Origin of the sequence: Streptomyces sp. NPDC088252 (assembly GCF_044740965.1) — a bacterium.
Classification (GTDB): domain Bacteria; phylum Actinomycetota; class Actinomycetes; order Streptomycetales; family Streptomycetaceae; genus Streptomyces.
This window is the reverse complement of the sequence record NZ_JBIURS010000014.1, coordinates 115,321-131,012: the sequence shown is the minus strand read 5'-3', so window position 1 is coordinate 131,012 and position 15,692 is coordinate 115,321. Positions and strand designations below refer to the sequence as shown.

At 71.9% G+C, this 15,692-nt stretch carries 11 protein-coding genes, 1 pseudogene and 1 riboswitch; of the genes and pseudogenes, 7 read left to right on the top strand and 5 right to left on the bottom strand.

What is annotated here, in order from left to right:
- Positions 1-131 precede the first annotated feature (131 nt).
- Positions 132-353 carry a helix-turn-helix domain-containing protein gene (locus ACIOHC_RS26985; RefSeq protein WP_018518904.1) on the bottom strand — a complete coding sequence of 74 codons (222 nt, stop codon included), beginning with the start codon at positions 351-353 and terminating at the stop codon, positions 132-134.
- A 342-nt stretch (positions 354-695) separates the two neighbouring features.
- Positions 696-2,294 carry an ABC-F family ATP-binding cassette domain-containing protein gene (locus ACIOHC_RS26980; RefSeq protein WP_351079004.1) on the bottom strand — a complete coding sequence of 533 codons (1,599 nt, stop codon included), beginning with the start codon at positions 2,292-2,294 and terminating at the stop codon, positions 696-698.
- A gap of 265 nt (positions 2,295-2,559) precedes the next feature.
- Between ACIOHC_RS26980 and ACIOHC_RS26975 the strand changes: the two are divergent.
- Together ACIOHC_RS26975 and ACIOHC_RS26970 are read left to right on the top strand one after the other, a co-directional pair.
- Positions 2,560-3,045: pseudogene (locus tag ACIOHC_RS26975) on the top strand (neutral zinc metallopeptidase); the annotation flags it as partial.
- A gap of 165 nt (positions 3,046-3,210) precedes the next feature.
- Positions 3,211-3,624 carry a VOC family protein gene (locus ACIOHC_RS26970; protein WP_351079002.1) on the top strand — a complete coding sequence of 138 codons (414 nt, stop codon included), beginning with the start codon at positions 3,211-3,213 and terminating at the stop codon, positions 3,622-3,624.
- A 49-nt stretch (positions 3,625-3,673) separates the two neighbouring features.
- Here ACIOHC_RS26970 and ACIOHC_RS26965 read toward each other — a convergent pair whose 3' ends face one another.
- From ACIOHC_RS26965 to ACIOHC_RS26955, 3 genes are all read right to left on the bottom strand, one after another.
- Complete coding sequence (locus ACIOHC_RS26965; protein WP_351079018.1) at positions 3,674-4,984, bottom strand: hypothetical protein; 1,311 nt, start codon at positions 4,982-4,984, stop codon at positions 3,674-3,676.
- A 185-nt stretch (positions 4,985-5,169) separates the two neighbouring features.
- On the bottom strand, positions 5,170-6,297 hold the full coding sequence (locus tag ACIOHC_RS26960) for a hypothetical protein (RefSeq protein ID WP_351079000.1): 1,128 nt from the start codon (positions 6,295-6,297) through the stop codon (positions 5,170-5,172).
- A gap of 81 nt (positions 6,298-6,378) precedes the next feature.
- Complete coding sequence (locus ACIOHC_RS26955) at positions 6,379-7,038, bottom strand: class II aldolase/adducin family protein (protein WP_365691958.1); 660 nt, start codon at positions 7,036-7,038, stop codon at positions 6,379-6,381.
- 262 nt (positions 7,039-7,300) lie between these two features.
- On the opposite strand from ACIOHC_RS26955, the gene ACIOHC_RS26950 reads away from it, so the two are divergent.
- The 5 genes from ACIOHC_RS26950 (at position 7,301) to cobN (ending at position 15,623) form a co-directional block, all read left to right on the top strand.
- Complete coding sequence (locus ACIOHC_RS26950; RefSeq protein WP_351078997.1) at positions 7,301-8,566, top strand: inorganic phosphate transporter; 1,266 nt, start codon at positions 7,301-7,303, stop codon at positions 8,564-8,566.
- Positions 8,567-8,735: 169 nt separating this feature from the next.
- Positions 8,736-8,966 carry a hypothetical protein gene (locus ACIOHC_RS26945; protein WP_351078994.1) on the top strand — a complete coding sequence of 77 codons (231 nt, stop codon included), beginning with the start codon at positions 8,736-8,738 and terminating at the stop codon, positions 8,964-8,966.
- A 170-nt stretch (positions 8,967-9,136) separates the two neighbouring features.
- Positions 9,137-9,268, top strand: a riboswitch (cobalamin riboswitch).
- A gap of 144 nt (positions 9,269-9,412) precedes the next feature.
- Complete coding sequence (locus tag ACIOHC_RS26940; RefSeq protein ID WP_351078991.1) at positions 9,413-10,426, top strand: cobalamin biosynthesis protein; 1,014 nt, start codon at positions 9,413-9,415, stop codon at positions 10,424-10,426.
- Entirely contained in the window at positions 10,423-11,964 is a 1,542-nt protein-coding gene (locus tag ACIOHC_RS26935) for a cobyric acid synthase (protein ID WP_401844280.1), read from the top strand. The genes ACIOHC_RS26940 and ACIOHC_RS26935 overlap by 4 nt, the downstream gene beginning before the upstream one ends.
- Positions 11,961-15,623 (top strand): cobaltochelatase subunit CobN, encoded by a 3,663-nt coding sequence (gene cobN, locus ACIOHC_RS26930; RefSeq protein ID WP_401844278.1) that lies wholly within the window; start codon positions 11,961-11,963, stop codon positions 15,621-15,623. The genes ACIOHC_RS26935 and cobN overlap by 4 nt, the downstream gene beginning before the upstream one ends.
- Positions 15,624-15,692 lie beyond the last annotated feature (69 nt).

Here is a 15,692-nt window from a genome sequence, read left to right as displayed (position 1 = left end):
TCCAAACGAAAGACTCTAAGTGACTGAACAGTAACCACCCGATCGACATCACGATCGACCGGGTGGCCACCGCCGAAACCGGTGAGCCCCGGGACGGGCCTGACGGCCCTGCCCCGATCCGCCGAGGGCCGTCAGGCCGTGGCGGCCTTCTTGCCTCGTGTCGCTCCGCCGCGTCCACGCAGCGTGACTCCGGACTCACTGAGCATCCGGTGGACGAATCCATAGGAGCGGCCGGTCTCTTCGGCCAACGCCCGGATGCTCGCACCGGAGTCGTACTTCTTCTTCAGGTCTGCCGCGAGCTTGTCGCGCGCGGCGCCGGTAACCCGGCTGCCCTTCTTCAGAGTCTCGGCCACCCGTGCCTCCTCATGGGAAGTGCGCTCTGGACTCTCATGATCACCCCTCGGGGGCTTCCTGGCCACCCATTCGGCAAGGTCCATGCAACCGGATTACCGCCCGGAGAACGGGTCTACACGAGCGGAATCCCCCATTCCGTGGGGCTGTGGAGAGGGGTGGGGACAAGCCCGGGATGAACCGCCAGGTCAGGGCCACACGGGGATCGCCGCCCCCGAACGGGTGCGCCCGGCAGCCATCTGCCGGGCGCCGCGCCGAGGTACGAGACGTACTCACGCAGATGATGGATCACGCGTAGGCCGAATGATCCATTCGGAGTGGATCAGACGGTGGCCGGACGGGGATCAGGCCAGGGCGACCAGGTCCTGGTAGTCCGCACCCCACAGGTCCTCGACCCCGTCCGGCAGCAGGATGATGCGCTCCGGCTGGAGGGCCTCGACCGCCCCCTCGTCGTGCGTGACGAGGACGACGGCGCCCTTGTAGGTGCGCAGCGCGCCGAGGATCTCCTCGCGGCTGGCCGGGTCGAGGTTGTTCGTCGGCTCGTCCAGGAGCAGCACGTTGGCGGAGGAGACCACCAGGGTCGCCAGCGCGAGACGGGTCTTCTCACCGCCGGAGAGGACTCCGGCGGGCTTGTCGACGTCGTCGCCGGAGAAGAGGAACGAGCCCAGCGTCTTGCGGACGTCGACGAGGTCGAGGTCCGGCGCCGCGGAGCGCATGTTCTCCAGCACGGAGCGGTCCGGGTCGAGGGTCTCGTGCTCCTGGGCGTAGTAGCCGAGCTTGAGTCCGTGCCCCTCGATGACCTGGCCGGTGTCGGGCTTCTCGGCGCCGCCGAGGAGCCGGAGCAGCGTGGTCTTGCCCGCGCCGTTGAGTCCGAGGATGACGACCCGGGAGCCCTTGTCGATGGCGAGGTCCACATCGGTGAAGATTTCGAGCGAGCCGTACGACTTGGACAGCCCCTCCGCCATCAGGGGGGTCCTGCCGCACGGCGCGGGCTCGGGGAAGCGCAGCTTGGCGACCTTGTCGGAGACCCGGACGGCCTCCAGGCCGGAGAGCAGCCGCTCGGCACGCTTGGCCATGTTCTGCGCGGCGACCGTCTTGGTGGCCTTGGCGCGCATCTTGTCGGCCTGCGAGTTGAGGGCCGCGGCCTTCTTCTCGGCGTTCTGCCGCTCGCGCTTGCGGCGCTTCTCGTCCGCCTCGCGCTGCTGCTGGTAGAGCTTCCAGCCCATGTTGTAGATGTCGATCTGCGAGCGGTTGGCGTCGAGGTAGAAGACCTTGTTGACGACCGTCTCGACGAGCTCGACATCGTGGGAGATCACGATGAAGCCGCCGCGGTAGGTCTTGAGGTAGTCGCGCAGCCAGACGATCGAGTCGGCGTCGAGGTGGTTGGTCGGCTCGTCGAGCAGCAGGATGTCGGCGTCCGAGAACAGGATGCGGGCCAGCTCGACGCGGCGGCGCTGACCGCCGGAGAGCGTGCGGAGCGGTTGTCCGAGCACCCGGTCGGGCAGGCTGAGCGCGGCGGCGATGGTGGCGGCCTCGGCCTCGGCGGCGTACCCGCCCTTGGTGAGGAACTCCGTCTCCAGGCGCTCGTACTTCTTCATCGCCTTCTCACGGGTGGCGCCCTTGCCGTTCGCCATCCGTTCCTCGTTCTCACGCATCTTGCGCAGGATCTCGTCGAGACCGCGGGCGGAGAGGATGCGGTCCCGGGCGAGTACGTCGAGGTCACCGGTGCGCGGGTCCTGCGGGAGATAGCCGACCTCGCCGGAGCGCGTGATGCTGCCGCCCGCGGGGTTGCCCTCACCCGCCAGGCACTTGGTGAGAGTGGTCTTGCCCGCTCCGTTGCGGCCGACGAGGCCGATCCGGTCACCCTTGGAGATGCGGAAGGAGGCGGACTCGATGAGGATGCGGGCGCCGGCGCGCAGCTCGATGCCGGAAGCGGTGATCACGGTAAAACTCCAGGGCGGTGTGGACGGCGGACGGGACGATGACTGAGTTCGACTCGACGCCGCTACTCATGCACAGGGAGATTTGCCATAGGGGTCAGTCTACTGGCGGTGTGCAACTGCTTTTCCGCATGAGTTCACGGCACTTGCCGGGACTCGCTCAGCGCTGCCGCCCCACTCCACCGCGCGACCGAAAAGGGCATCGCCGAGTGAACTGCCCGATACTCGGCGGAGGTGGCGAGACCACCACGGCCGGAGCAGAGGGTGGCCGTTCTACTGTCCGGGCGACCGGCAGGTCTATCCGGACCTCGGGTTCTTCGACGAGCTGCGGACGAGGTTCGGCTCCAGCGGCGGCCCGTTCGCCCAGGCGTACGTCGTCGCCCATGAGTACGGACACCATGTGCAGGACCTCATGGGGACGCTGAGCCGGGCGCAGGGCGGTCGCGCCGGCGCGAACAGCAACGCGGTCAAGGTGGAACTGCAGGCGGACTGCTACGCCGGGGTCTGGGCGCATCACGCGACGACGACGCCCGACGAGTCGACCGGTCGGCCGCTGATCACCTCGCTGACGCGGTCGGACATCCGGGACTGGCTGGACGCGGCCGCCGCGGTCGGGGACGACCGGATCCAGGAGAGGTTCCAGGGCCGGGTCACGCCGGAGTCCTGGACGCACGGTTCGTCCGCGCAGCGGCAGCAGTGGTTCACCGCCGGATTCCGCCGCGGCGACATGGCCGACTGCAACACCTTCCGCTGAACCCGGCCGTTCCGCCCTGGCCGCGGGGCGGTTTCCCTGCCGGGCCGGGTGGGACGGGCCAGGCCGGGCCGTTGTCGGTGGCCGATGGAAGACTGGGACCAGATCTGAGACGCAGATCACAGAATTCGGGAAACGGTTCATGGAGTACGGGAAGAGGTGAGCGCCATGGCAGGCGCACCGGCCGGCGTTCCGACGATCTATCCGACGATTCTGTACGACGACGCGAAGGCCGCGATCAAGACGCTGACGGAGGGCCTCGGCTTCACCCAGGAAGCGGTGTACGAGGGTGAGAACGGCCAGGTGCTCCACGCGGAGCTGTCCTGCGGCAACGGCAGGGTGATGCTGGGATCCAAGGGGCGTGAGGGTGTCTTCGCCAAGGCGATGCGGGACGCGGGACCGGCCGGTGTCTACGTCGTGGTGGACGAGGTCGACGCGCATCACGCCCGTGCCGTGGAGCACGGGGTGGAGATCCTGATGCCGCCCACGGACCAGGACTACGGCTCGCGCGACTACATGGCGCGGGACGCGGAGGGCAATGTGTGGAGCTTCGGGACGTACGCGCCGGGGTCGGCCGGCTGACGGCCGGACGGGCCCGGGACCGGGCCCGTCCGGTGCGGACACACCCGTGCTACGCGCCGCCCGTGTGCACCTGGAACGCGGCCCGGCGCATCGCTTTGGCCAGCGCGGGGTCCGGGTGCGCGGCGGCCAGGGCGACCAGGACCTGCACGGTGCGCGGGTGCCCGACGGCCCGTACCTCGTCCAGCAGCGCCGGGACGGTGCCCTGGACGGCCGAGTCGAGATGGCGGACCAGCAGCCCGGTCTCCCCGTGGTCGGCGACGGCCGCGGCGGTGTCCACCCAGAGCCAGGTGGCCTCCTCCCGGCTGAGGACGTCCTGGGCGTCCTCGGGGTCGGTGCCCTCGTACTCGGCCAGCCACAGCAGTGCGTAGGGGCGCAGCGAGGGGTCGTCGGCGACGGAGCGCACCTCGGGTTCGGCGGGGGCGCCCACGACCCGGAGCGCCTCGAAGGCGAGCCCGCGCAGCAGCGCGTCCTCGCCCCGGGCGACGGCGAGGAGTTCGGCGACGGCGCTGCCGACGGGGCGGGCGGCGAGCCAGGCGCGGTACTCGTCGCGGGCCGGGCCGGGGGTGAGGCGGGCGCAGCCGAGGAGCATGTCGGCGGCGGACTGCTCGATGTTCCCGGCCGGGCTCTGGGCCGCCACGCAGATCTGTTCCAGCTTGACCCAGACCGCCCAGTTGCCGAGCGGGGTGAGGGTGGCGTGCCCGGCGCCCAGGGTGAGCGCGCCGACGGCGGCCAGCCCCTCCAGGGCCCAGTCCAGAAGAAGGGCGACCAGGGCGGCGGGGTGTGCCGCGGGGGCGGCTTCGGCCGGTCCGGGCATCGCCTCCGGTCCGTACGGCACCTCGCAGCGTTCCTCGTGGAGTTCCGCGACGCGCTGGCCGAGAAGGTCCAGGAGGGCGGGCACGGTGACCGGGCCGGCCGAGAGCTGGAGGAGGGAGAGCACCTGCGGCACGGCCTCGACGGCCTCGGCGACCGCGGTCGACTCGATGCCGTCGGGCGCGGGGTGGACGAGCGACCAGGCGTCGAAGAGCGCCACCCAGCCGCGCAGCACGGCGGAGTCGTCGCGATCCCAGGCGCGCAGCCGCCAACCGGGACGTGCGGTGCCCCCGTGCAGTTCGACGAGTCCGGCGAGGCGGGCCCGGTCCCAGCCGGAGCGCACCTGGGCCGGGGACAACTCCAGGGCCGTCGCGGCCCGTTCGAGAGCATGGGCGGCCGGCGGCGGAGCGCCGGGGATCGCGCCGTCCGCCGCCCAGCGGGCGATCCGTACGGCGTCGGCGAGGGCCGTCCTGGCCTGGCGGGCCAGTTCCGCCCGGGGTGGGGTGCCCTCCGGGGGGCGCGGGGCCGGCCTGGTGCGCCGGGTGGTCACGGCCTTGCGAGCGGTGGCAAGGGGTCGCGGGCGGACAAGTCGCAGCCTGGAGTCGCGCGGAGTACGGGACGTCACGGGGAGCAGTCTTGCCCCTGACGGCCCGAAAGCCCAAACGGAACCTGAATTCGCGGGCGGAGGGGTGCCGGGCCGGCTCCGGCACCAATCAGCCGATCCCTCGCATCAGCTCACATCAGAGGTGTGAGGAAGCGACGCAGGATCTCCTCGTAGTGGACCGGATCGGCATTCCACATCGCCGCATGCGGAGCCTGCGGTACGGCGTGCAGCGCCACGAGTTCCGGGCGACGGGCGGCGAGATCGCGGGAGGGCTGCCAGGGGGCCAGGGTGTCGTCCGGGCCGTGGAAGATCAGGGTCGGGGCACGCAGCGCCGATGCGATCGAGCCGTCCAGGAGCCGGGCGCCGTGCAGCCCGGTCTGCCCCTGCGCGGCCCGGACGGCCAGCGGCAGCAACGCGGCGGGGACACCGCGGGCGGCGGCCAGGGCGCGCAGCGTGGCGGCCCAGTCCAGGACCGGGGAGTCGAGGACGAGACCGCCGATCCGGTCGCGCAGCGCGGAGTTGACGGCCGCGTGCAGCGCCATCGAGGCGCCGGTGGACCAGCCGTGCAGGACGACCTTCTCGGCCCCGTACCGCACGGCGAAGCGGATCGCCGCGTCCAGGTCGCGCCATTCGGATTCGCCGAGATGGGCGAGGCCGTCGGGGGAACGCGGGGCCCCGGCGTCGCCGCGGTAGGCGAGATCGAGCACGGGCAGGCGCAGATCGTGCAGGAAGCCCATGACGTTCATGGGGTGTTCCCAGGTGGTCCCGAGTCCGTGCACGGTGATCACCCAGGTGTCGCGGGGGCCGGGCAGGAACCAGGCGGGCAGGGTGCCGAGTTCACCGGGGATCCCGACCTCCTCGTGTTCGAGGCCGAGGGCCGAGGAGGGGTCGCCGCTGTGCAGCTGCGGGGTGATCCGGACCTTGGCGCCGGGTTCCAGGCTGCCTCGGTCGACGCGTTCGAGTCTGCGGACGACGGTGTCGGGGGCGTGGTGGGCGTGTTCGATCACCGGGCCGACCACGGCGTGGAGGTCGTCGCCCACCAGTCCGTACGTACCGGGCCGCAGGGCGGCGAAGGAGCGGGTCAGCGTGATCTGCCCGGCGGCCGTGGCGTGCACGGTGAGTCTGCGGTCGGCCGGGAGCGGTTGTCCGGACGGCGCCCTGAGGGCGGCGTCGCTGGCGTACCGGCCGGCGGCGACCGCTGCCGCACCGACGCCGAGGATCGTGGTGACGGCTGCTGCCGTGACTGTTGCCGGGCGCACGGCTCCAGTGTCGTGGGGTGTTGTGCACCCTGCCAGCGGACGGGGCCGTCCGGTGGCCCGGCGGGGGCGGGACCGGCCGGTTCAGCCCGGCTGTCCGTACCCCTTCAGTGCTTCCTGTACGTCGCGCAGCTGGGCCGTGGAGAGGAGGTTCGGGGTCCGTCCGGGCACGGAGCTCGCGGCGAGCCAGAGCCGGCAGAGCCATTCCAGCTGGGCGGTCCGGTCGTACGCCTCTTCGAGGGTGGCTCCGTGGGTGACGGTCCCGTGGTTCTGGAGCAGGCAGCCCGTGCGGTCCCGCAGGGCGGCGAGCATGTTCTCGGCCAGCTCCTCGGTTCCGTAGCGCGCGTAGGCCGCGACCCGGACGGTGCCGCCGAGCATGGCGGCGGCGTAGTGGACCGGGGGCACCTCGGGGACCAGGGTGGAGACGGCCGTGGCGTGCACCGCGTGGGTGTGCACGACAGCGGCCGCGTCGCTGTTCCGGTAAACCGCGAGATGAAGCGGGAGTTCGCTGGTCGGGGCCAGTTCACCGAGGACCCGGTTGCCCTCCAGATCGACGCCGACGGCATCCTCGGGGCCGAGCCTCTCGTACGGCACTCCGCTGGGGGTGACCAGGACCGTCCCGCCGACCCGGGCCGACACGTTTCCCGAGGTTCCCACGACGAGGCCGTCCGCCGCCGTCCTGCGGGCGGTGGCGACGACCGCGTCCCAGGCCCGTCCGATCGCGTCCCGCTGCTGATCGCTCATGCGGAGATCCTGTCAGCCCGGATGCCGAACGGACATGCGATCGGCCACAGAAGTCACAAACCGGTGAAGTTCACAAAAGGGGTGTCGGGGGCCGAAATCAGCCCCCTTGAGGCCCGTCCCCGGCACGTGCCGCACCGGGGAGGACAAACAGCGTGACCCGACTCCGCTTCGAGTCACCACAACGCCCTTCCCAGTTCATCTTCCGTTCACCCAGGTTGCCTACGGTCCACGTGCCAATGACGTCGAACGATTGCCTGGGTAAATGGAACACATCACGCTGCTCCTCGCGATTGTGATCGTGACAGCTCTAGTGTTCGATTTCACGAACGGTTTCCACGACACCGCCAACGCGATGGCGACGACCATCTCGACCGGTGCGCTCAGACCGAAGACAGCGGTGGCCATGTCCGCCGTTCTCAACCTCGTCGGCGCGTTCCTGTCCGTGGAGGTCGCCAAGACGATCTCCGGCGGGATCATCAACGAGGACGGGTTGCGGACAGAAGTCATCTTCGCGGCACTCGTCGGCGCCATCCTCTGGAATCTGCTGACCTGGCTGGTCGGACTGCCGTCCAGCTCCTCGCACGCCCTGTTCGGCGGCCTGATCGGTGCCGCCGTGATGTCGGCGGGCTGGTCGTCGGTCAACGGCGGCACGGTCGTCACCAAGGTGCTGCTCCCCGCCGTCGCCGCCCCGATCGTCGCCGGCCTGGCCGCGTTGCTGGCCACCAGGCTGACGTACCGGATCGGCGGGAAGATCCGCAACGACGCCCAGGAGAAGGCCACCGCCAAGGGCTACCGCGCCGGTCAGATCGCCTCGGCCGGACTGGTCTCCCTCGCCCACGGCACCAACGACGCGCAGAAGACCATGGGCATCATCACCCTGGCCCTGGTCACCGGCGGCGTCCTGCACCCCGGCGCCAACCCGCCGGTCTGGGTCATCGTCGCCGCCGGTACGGCCATCGCGCTCGGCACCTACCTGGGCGGCTGGCGCATCATCCGCACCATGGGCAGCGGCCTCACCGACCTCAGGCCGCCGCAGGGCTTCGCCGCCCAGACCAGCGCGGCCACGGTCATCCTGGCCTCCTCCCACCTCGGCTTCTCCCTCTCCACCACCCAGTCCTGCTCCGGCGCCGTCATGGGCGCGGGCCTCGGCCGTCAGGGCGGTGTGGTCCGCTGGTCCACCGCCACCCGGATGTTCGTCGCCTGGGGTCTGACCCTGCCGGCCGCGGGCCTGGTCGGCGCGGGTGCGGAACTCCTCACCAAGCAGGGCACCTGGGGTGTCGTCGTCGTCGCGGCGCTGCTGGTCGCGGGCTCCGGCTCGATCTGGCTGGTGTCACGCCGCAAGCCGGTCGGCCACGGCGATGTCGCGCCGGCGGACGGCGTGGCCGAGCCCGCGGGCGTCGTCACCACGGCCATCGCCGCCGTCAGCCCGCCGCCCACCGCGGCCCAGGCGACGGCCCAGGACCTCAAGACCACCATTCCGGCCCCGGCCGGAACCCCCCAGGACCCGGCGCGACCCGCCACCGTCTAGGCCAGCCGTCTGAAGAGCGTCCGGCAATTGGAGGGCGGCGTCGCGGGGTTGGGTGCGCGCATCTGCCGCATTGTCGTCGATCGCCATGCCTCAATCCTCCGCCTCGCAGCCGCACGCACCCAACCCCGTTCCTTCTCCCCCCGATTGTCGGACGCTCTAAGGATTCAGCATGAACATCGACTGGGCAGCCCTCGGCTCCGTCTTCGGCGTCTCCCTCGTCGTCACCGTCGCGCTGGTGGGTCTCTTCACCCTGGGCATCGTCGGTCTCTCCAAGCAGCCCGAACCGGCGGCGCAGGGCGGCACCGGCGGCTCACTGCTGCTGGCCCGCGCCGGCGCGTACATCTGCTTCGGGCTGTGCGCGGCGGCGGTCGCGTACGGGATCTATCTGATCGTCGCCTGAGCCCTCCCCCGCGCACTCCCCGACGGGCCGGACACACCTCGTGTGGCCGGCCCGTTCCGGCGTGCCCGGCCCGATGTGGGCCTCAGCACACTGCGCCGCCGCAGGTCAACGGCAAGTTGACGGGCGTTCGCGGAGCGTGGTGGACTGCCGGAGCCAATTACGGCGACAGCAGAGGAAGCCGGTGCGAATCCGGCGCGGTCCCGCCACTGTCACCGGGGAGCAGTCCCCCACACCGGAAGTCACGGCGCGCGCGAGCGGGCTGGAAGGCCGGGGGAACTGCGGATCCGGGAGCCAGGAGACTCTCGTCGCCGGTCACGTCGAACCAGGGCGCGGACCCTGAGTGAGGACATATCGCCATGCCTGGCTGCCGTGCGTCCGTTGCTGTGGCGCTCTCGTCGAGAGCCGCCTGTACGAAGGTCCTTCGAGGCGCGTCGGCCGGTTGAGCCGTGCGTGCCGACCGCATGTTCGCGTACGGTGCCACGGCCGGTCTGATCGGTGACCTGCTGCTCGGTGACCCCCGCAGGGGGCATCCGGTCGCCGCCTTCGGGCGGGCCGCGGCGGGCGTCGAACGCCGTCTGTGGCGCGACCACCGCGGGTGGGGCGCGCTGCACACCCTCGTCCTGGCCGGGGGCGCCGCGGGTGGTGCCGCGCTGATCACCCGTGCCGTGCGCGGCCGTCCCGCCGCCCGTGTCGCCCTGACCGCGGCCGCCACCTGGTCCGTCGTCGGCGGTACGTCCCTGGGGCGTGAGGCCCGGACGATCGGCGACGCCCTGGCGGCCGGTGACATCGGGTCGGCCCGCGAGCGACTGCCGCATCTGTGCGGACGCGACCCGCACTCCCTCGACGGACCGCAGATCGCCCGCGCCGTGGTGGAGTCCGTCGCCGAGAACACCTCGGACGCGGTGGTCGGCGCCCTGGTGTGGGGCGCGCTGGGCGGGGTGCCGGGGCTCGTCGGCTTCCGGGCCGTCAACACCCTCGACGCCATGGTCGGCCACAAGTCCCCCCGCCACCGGCGCTACGGCTGGGCCTCCGCCCGCCTCGACGACGTCGCGGGCTGGCCCGGTGCCCGGCTCACGGCCCTGCTCGCCGTGGCCGCCGGGGGGCGGCCACGGGGCGCGGTACGGGCCTGGCGGGCCGACGCGGCCAAGCACCCGAGCCCCAACGCGGGCCCGGTGGAAGCCGCGTTCGCGGGCGCGCTCGGCGTGCGGCTCGGCGGGACCCTCGCGTACGGCGGAAGGGTCGAGCACCGCCCCGTCCTCAACGGGGCACGGGGCCGGGCGGTGGAGACCGAGGACATCGAACGCGCGGTGCGGCTGTCGCGCCGGGTGAGCGCGCTCGCCCTGGGCGTGTGCGTGGCGGGACGGCTGGGCGCCGGCCTCGCCGCACGACGCATCGCGGGGCGCCGGACCGCGGCAACTGCTGCGGCAGGGACTCGGATCGCAGGACGGAGACATACATGAGCGGCGGGCTGCTGGTCGCCGGAACCACCTCGGACGCGGGCAAGAGCGTCGTCACGGCGGGCATCTGCCGCTGGCTGGTGCGCCAGGGCGTGAAGGTGGCGCCGTTCAAGGCGCAGAACATGTCGCTGAACTCGTTCGTCACCCGCGAGGGCGCCGAGATCGGGCGCGCCCAGGCCATGCAGGCCCAGGCCGCGCGGGTGGAGCCGTCCGCGCTGATGAACCCCGTCCTGCTCAAGCCCGGCGGCGACCGCTCCAGCCAGGTCGTCCTGATGGGCCGGCCGGTCGGCGAGATGAGCGCACGCGGCTACCACGGGGGCCGGCAGGAAGCGCTCCTCTCCACGGTCGTGGACTGTCTGGAGCGGCTTCGGGGCAGCTATGACGCAGTGATCTGCGAAGGGGCGGGCAGTCCGGCCGAGATCAATCTGCGGCGCACGGACATCGTGAACATGGGCATCGCACGAGCGGCCCGCTTCCCGGTGGTGGTCGTCGGCGACATCGACCGCGGGGGCGTCTTCGCCTCCTTCTTCGGTACGACGGCGCTGCTCGACGCCGAGGACCAGTCGCTGATCGCGGGCTACCTCGTCAACAAGTTCCGCGGTGACGTGTCGCTGCTGGAGCCGGGCCTGGAGATGCTGCGCGGGATCACCGGACGGCGGACGTACGGGGTGCTGCCCTTCGCCCACGGCCTCGGCATCGACGAGGAGGACGGGCTGCGGGTCTCGTTGCGCGGGACCGTGCGGGAGTCGGTCGTCGCGCCGCCGCACGGCGAGGACGTGCTGCGCGTCGCGGTGTGCGCCGTGCCGCTGATGTCGAACTTCACCGATGTGGACGCGCTGGCCGCCGAACCGGGCGTCGTCGTGCGGTTCGTGGACCGTGCCGAGGAGCTGGCCGACGCCGACCTCGTCGTCGTGCCGGGCACCCGCGGCACCGTGAAGGCGCTGGCCTGGCTGCGCGAGCGCGGTCTCGCCGACGCCCTGGCCCGGCGCGCCGCCGAGGGCGGACCGGTCCTCGGCATCTGCGGCGGCTTCCAGATCCTCGGCGAACACATCGAGGACGAGGTCGAGTCGCGGGCCGGGCACGTCGACGGCCTCGGCCTGCTGCCCGTACGCGTCCGCTTCGACCGCGAGAAGACCCTCGCCCGCCCCTCGGGCGAGGCGCTCGGCGCCCCCGTCGAGGGGTACGAGATCCACCACGGCGTCGCCGACGTACGCGGAGGTGAAGCGTTCATCTCCGATGACCGAGGCCGCAGCCTGGACGGCTGCCGGGCCGGCGCCGTGTGGGGCACCCACTGGCACGGCGCGCTGGAAAGCGACGAGTTCCGCCGCCGCTTCCTGACCGAGATCGCGCGGGCCGCCGGCCGGCGCTTCGCCCCCGCTCCCGACACCGCCTTCGCCACGCTGCGCGAGGAACAGCTCGACCGCCTCGGCGACCTCATCGAAGAACACGCGGACACCGACGCGCTGCTCCGGCTCATCGAGTCGGGCGCGCCCTCAGGACTTCCCTTCATCGCCCCCGGAGCACCTGGAGCACGCGCATGAACGCCCCTACGAGCACCGTGCTGTTGCTGTCGACCGCCGACACGGACCTCCTCGCCGCCCACGCCAGCGGCGCGCCGTACCGGATCGGCAATCCCACCCGCCTCGACGTCCACGAGGAACTCCCCGCACTGATCGAGGGCGCCTCCGTCGCCGTCGTCCGTCTCCTGGGCGGCAAACGCGCCTGGGAGGACGGGCTGGCCGTCCTCAAGGCGTCCGGCATCCCCACCGTGCTGCTGGGCGGCGAGGCCGTGCCGGACGCGGAGCTGATGGCCGAGTCGTCCGTACCCGCCGGTGTCGTCGCCGAGGCGCTGCGCTACCTCGTGGAGGGCGGCCCCGGAAACCTCGTGGAACTGGCCCGCTTCCTCTCCGACACCGTCCTGCTGACCGGTCACGGCTTCGCCGAGCCGCAGAAGATGCCCGAGTGGGGCCTGCACGGCGGCCGCGAGTTCGTCGAGGGCCGCCCGACCGTCGGCGTGCTCTTCTACCGGGCGCACCAGCTCTCGGGGAACACGTCGTTCGTGGACGTCCTCTGCGACGCGGTCGAGGCACGCGGCGCCAACGCCCTTCCGGTGTACTGCGGTTCGCTGCGCGGCGCGGACGCCGGTCTCTACGAGCTGCTCGGCAGGGCGGACGCCCTGGTCGCCACGGTGCTCGCGGCGGGCGGCACCCGCGCGTCGGACGCCTCCGCCGGGGGCGACGACGAGGCCTGGGACATCGGCGCGCTCGCCGAGCTGAACATCCCCGTCCTCCAGGGCCTGTGCCTGACCTCCTCGCGCGACGCGTGGGACGCCTCGGACGCGGCGCTCTCCCCCATGGACGCCGCGATGCAGGTCGCGATCCCCGAGTTCGACGGCCGGCTGATCACCGTCCCGTTCTCCTTTAAGGAGCAGGGACCGGACGACGTGCCGGTGTACCGCGCCGACCCCGGGCGCGCCGCGCGTGTCGCCGGTATCGCGGTGCGCCACGCCGCTCTCAAGCACAAGGCGAACGCCGAGAAGAAGCTCGCCCTCGTCTTCACCGCCTACCCGACCAAGCACTCCCGCGTCGGCAACGCCGTCGGCCTGGACACGCCCGCGTCGGCGGTACGGGTCCTGGACGCCCTGCGGGAGGCCGGTTACGCGGTCGACGGGTACCCGGACAACGGCGACGAGTTGATCCACCGTCTGATCGAGGCCGGTGGACACGACGTCGAGTGGCTGACCGAGGATCAGCTCGCGGCCGCCCCCGCGCGGGTGCCGCTCGCCGACTACCGGGCCTGGTTCGAGACGCTGGAACCGGGGCTGCGCGACTCGATGCTGGAGCACTGGGGCGAGCCGCCGGGTTCGCTGTACGTGGACGGGGACGAGATCGTCCTCGCCTCGCTGCAGTTCGGGAACGTGGTGGTGCTGATCCAGCCGCCGCGCGGCTTCGGCGAGAACCCGATCGCGATCTACCACGACCCGGACATGCCGCCGTCCCACCACTACATGGCGACGTACCGCTGGCTGGAAAACTCCTTCGGCGCGGACGCCGTCGTCCACATGGGCAAGCACGGGACGATGGAGTGGCTGCCGGGCAAGGGCCTCGGTCTGTCCGCCGGCTGCGGCCCCGACGCCGTACTCGGCGAACTGCCGCTGATCTACCCGTTCATCGTCAACGACCCGGGAGAGGGCACTCAGGCCAAGCGACGCGGACACGCCACGGTGGTGGACCATCTGGTGCCGCCGATGGCCCGTGCCGACACCTATGGTGACCTGGCCAAGCTGGAGCAGCTGCTCGACGAGTACGCGCTGGTCAGCGATCTCGACCCGGCCAAGGCTCCCTCGGTGCGGGCGCAGATCTGGACGCTGGTGAAGGCCGCCGAGCTGCACCACGACCTCCATGTCGACGAACAGCCGGGCGACGACGACTTCGACTCGTTCGTCATGCACATCGACGGCTACCTCTGCGAGATCAAGGACGTGCAGATCCGCGACGGCCTGCACATCCTCGGTGGCGGTCCCGTCGACGAGGCGCGGGTCAACCTGGTGCTGGCCGTGCTGCGCGCCTCCCAGGTGTGGGGCGGCACGGCGAACGCGCTGCCGGGGCTGCGGGCCTCGATCGCCGGGCACTTCGGGCTCGGCGAGAAGGAGCTGCTGGCCGAGCCCGGCGCCGCGGTCAAGGTGCCGGTCGAACTGACCGAGCTGGTCGACGGTCCGGCGCGCACCGGATCCGACGCGATCGATCTGCTGGAGCGGCTGTGCCGTCGGCTCGCGGAGGGCATGGAGGAGCGCGGCTGGGACGTCGCCGCCGCGGCGGGGCTGGTACGGGACGTGCTGGGCTTCGAACTCCCGGACGCGGTGGCCGTACTGGGCTTCGCGTGCGAGGAGGTCGTACCGCGGCTGGCGCGGACGACGGACGAGATCGCCCACATCCTGCGGGCCCTGGACGGCGGCTTCGTGCCGGCCGGCCCGTCCGGATCGCCCACGCGCGGGCTCGTCAATGTGCTGCCGACGGGACGCAACTTCTACTCCGTGGACCCGAAGGCGATTCCGTCGCGGCTGTCGTGGGAGGTCGGTCAGTCGCTCGCCGACTCCCTGATCGCCCGGTATCTCGCCGACACGGGCGACTACCCGAAGTCGGTCGGCCTGACCGTGTGGGGCACCTCCGCCATGCGTACCCAGGGCGACGACATCGCGGAGATCCTGGCGCTGCTCGGCTGTCGGCCGGTGTGGGACGACGCCTCGCGGCGGGTGACCGGGTTCGAGGTCGTGCCCGTGAGTGAGCTGGGGCGCCCGCGCATCGATGTGACGGTGCGGATCTCCGGGTTCTTCCGCGACGCGTTCCCGCATGTGGTGGGGCTGATCGACGACGCGGTGCGGGCCGTGGCGGAGCTGGACGAGCCGGCCGACGCCAACTACGTACGGGCGCACGCCGACGAGGACACGGCGGTCCACGGCGACCGGCGGCGGGCCACGGCGCGCGTCTTCGGGTCCAAGCCGGGGGCGTACGGGGCGGGGCTGCTGCCGCTGATCGACGCGCGGAACTGGCGCAGCGACGCGGACCTGGCCGAGGTGTACGCGGTCTGGGGCGGTTACGCGTACGGGCGCGGGCTCGACGGGCGGGCGGCGCGCGGCGACATGGAGACGGCGTTCCGCCGGATCGCGGTGGCGGCGAAGAACGTCGACACGCGCGAGCACGACCTGGTCGACGCGGACGACTACTTCCAGTACCACGGCGGCATGGTCGCCATGGTGCGGCATCTGACCGGCGAGTCGCCGGAGGCGTACGTCGGCGACAGCGCCACGCCCGACCAGGTGAAGACGCGGACGCTGGGCGAGGAGACCCACCGGGTGTTCCGGGCGCGGGTGGTGAACCCGCGATGGATGGCCGCCATGCGCCGGCACGGGTACAAGGGCGCCTTCGAGATGGCCGCGACCGTGGACTACCTGTTCGGGTACGACGCCACGGCGGGAGTCGTCGACGACTGGATGTACGAGAAGTTGTCGGCGGAGTACGTCTTCGACGAGACCAACCGGGACTTCATGAAGAAGTCCAACCCCTGGGCGCTGCGCGGGATTTCGGAACGGCTGCTGGAGGCGGCCGAGCGGGGGCTGTGGGCGGAGCCGGACGCGGAGACGCTGGAGCGGCTGCGGGCCACGTATCTGGAGCTCGAAGGCGATCTGGAGGGGGACGAATGAGCGGTCCGTCCATGCCCGTCCACCGGGGGCTCCGCCGCCGGACCCCCGCTCCCCGTGCGCCGGAGGGGC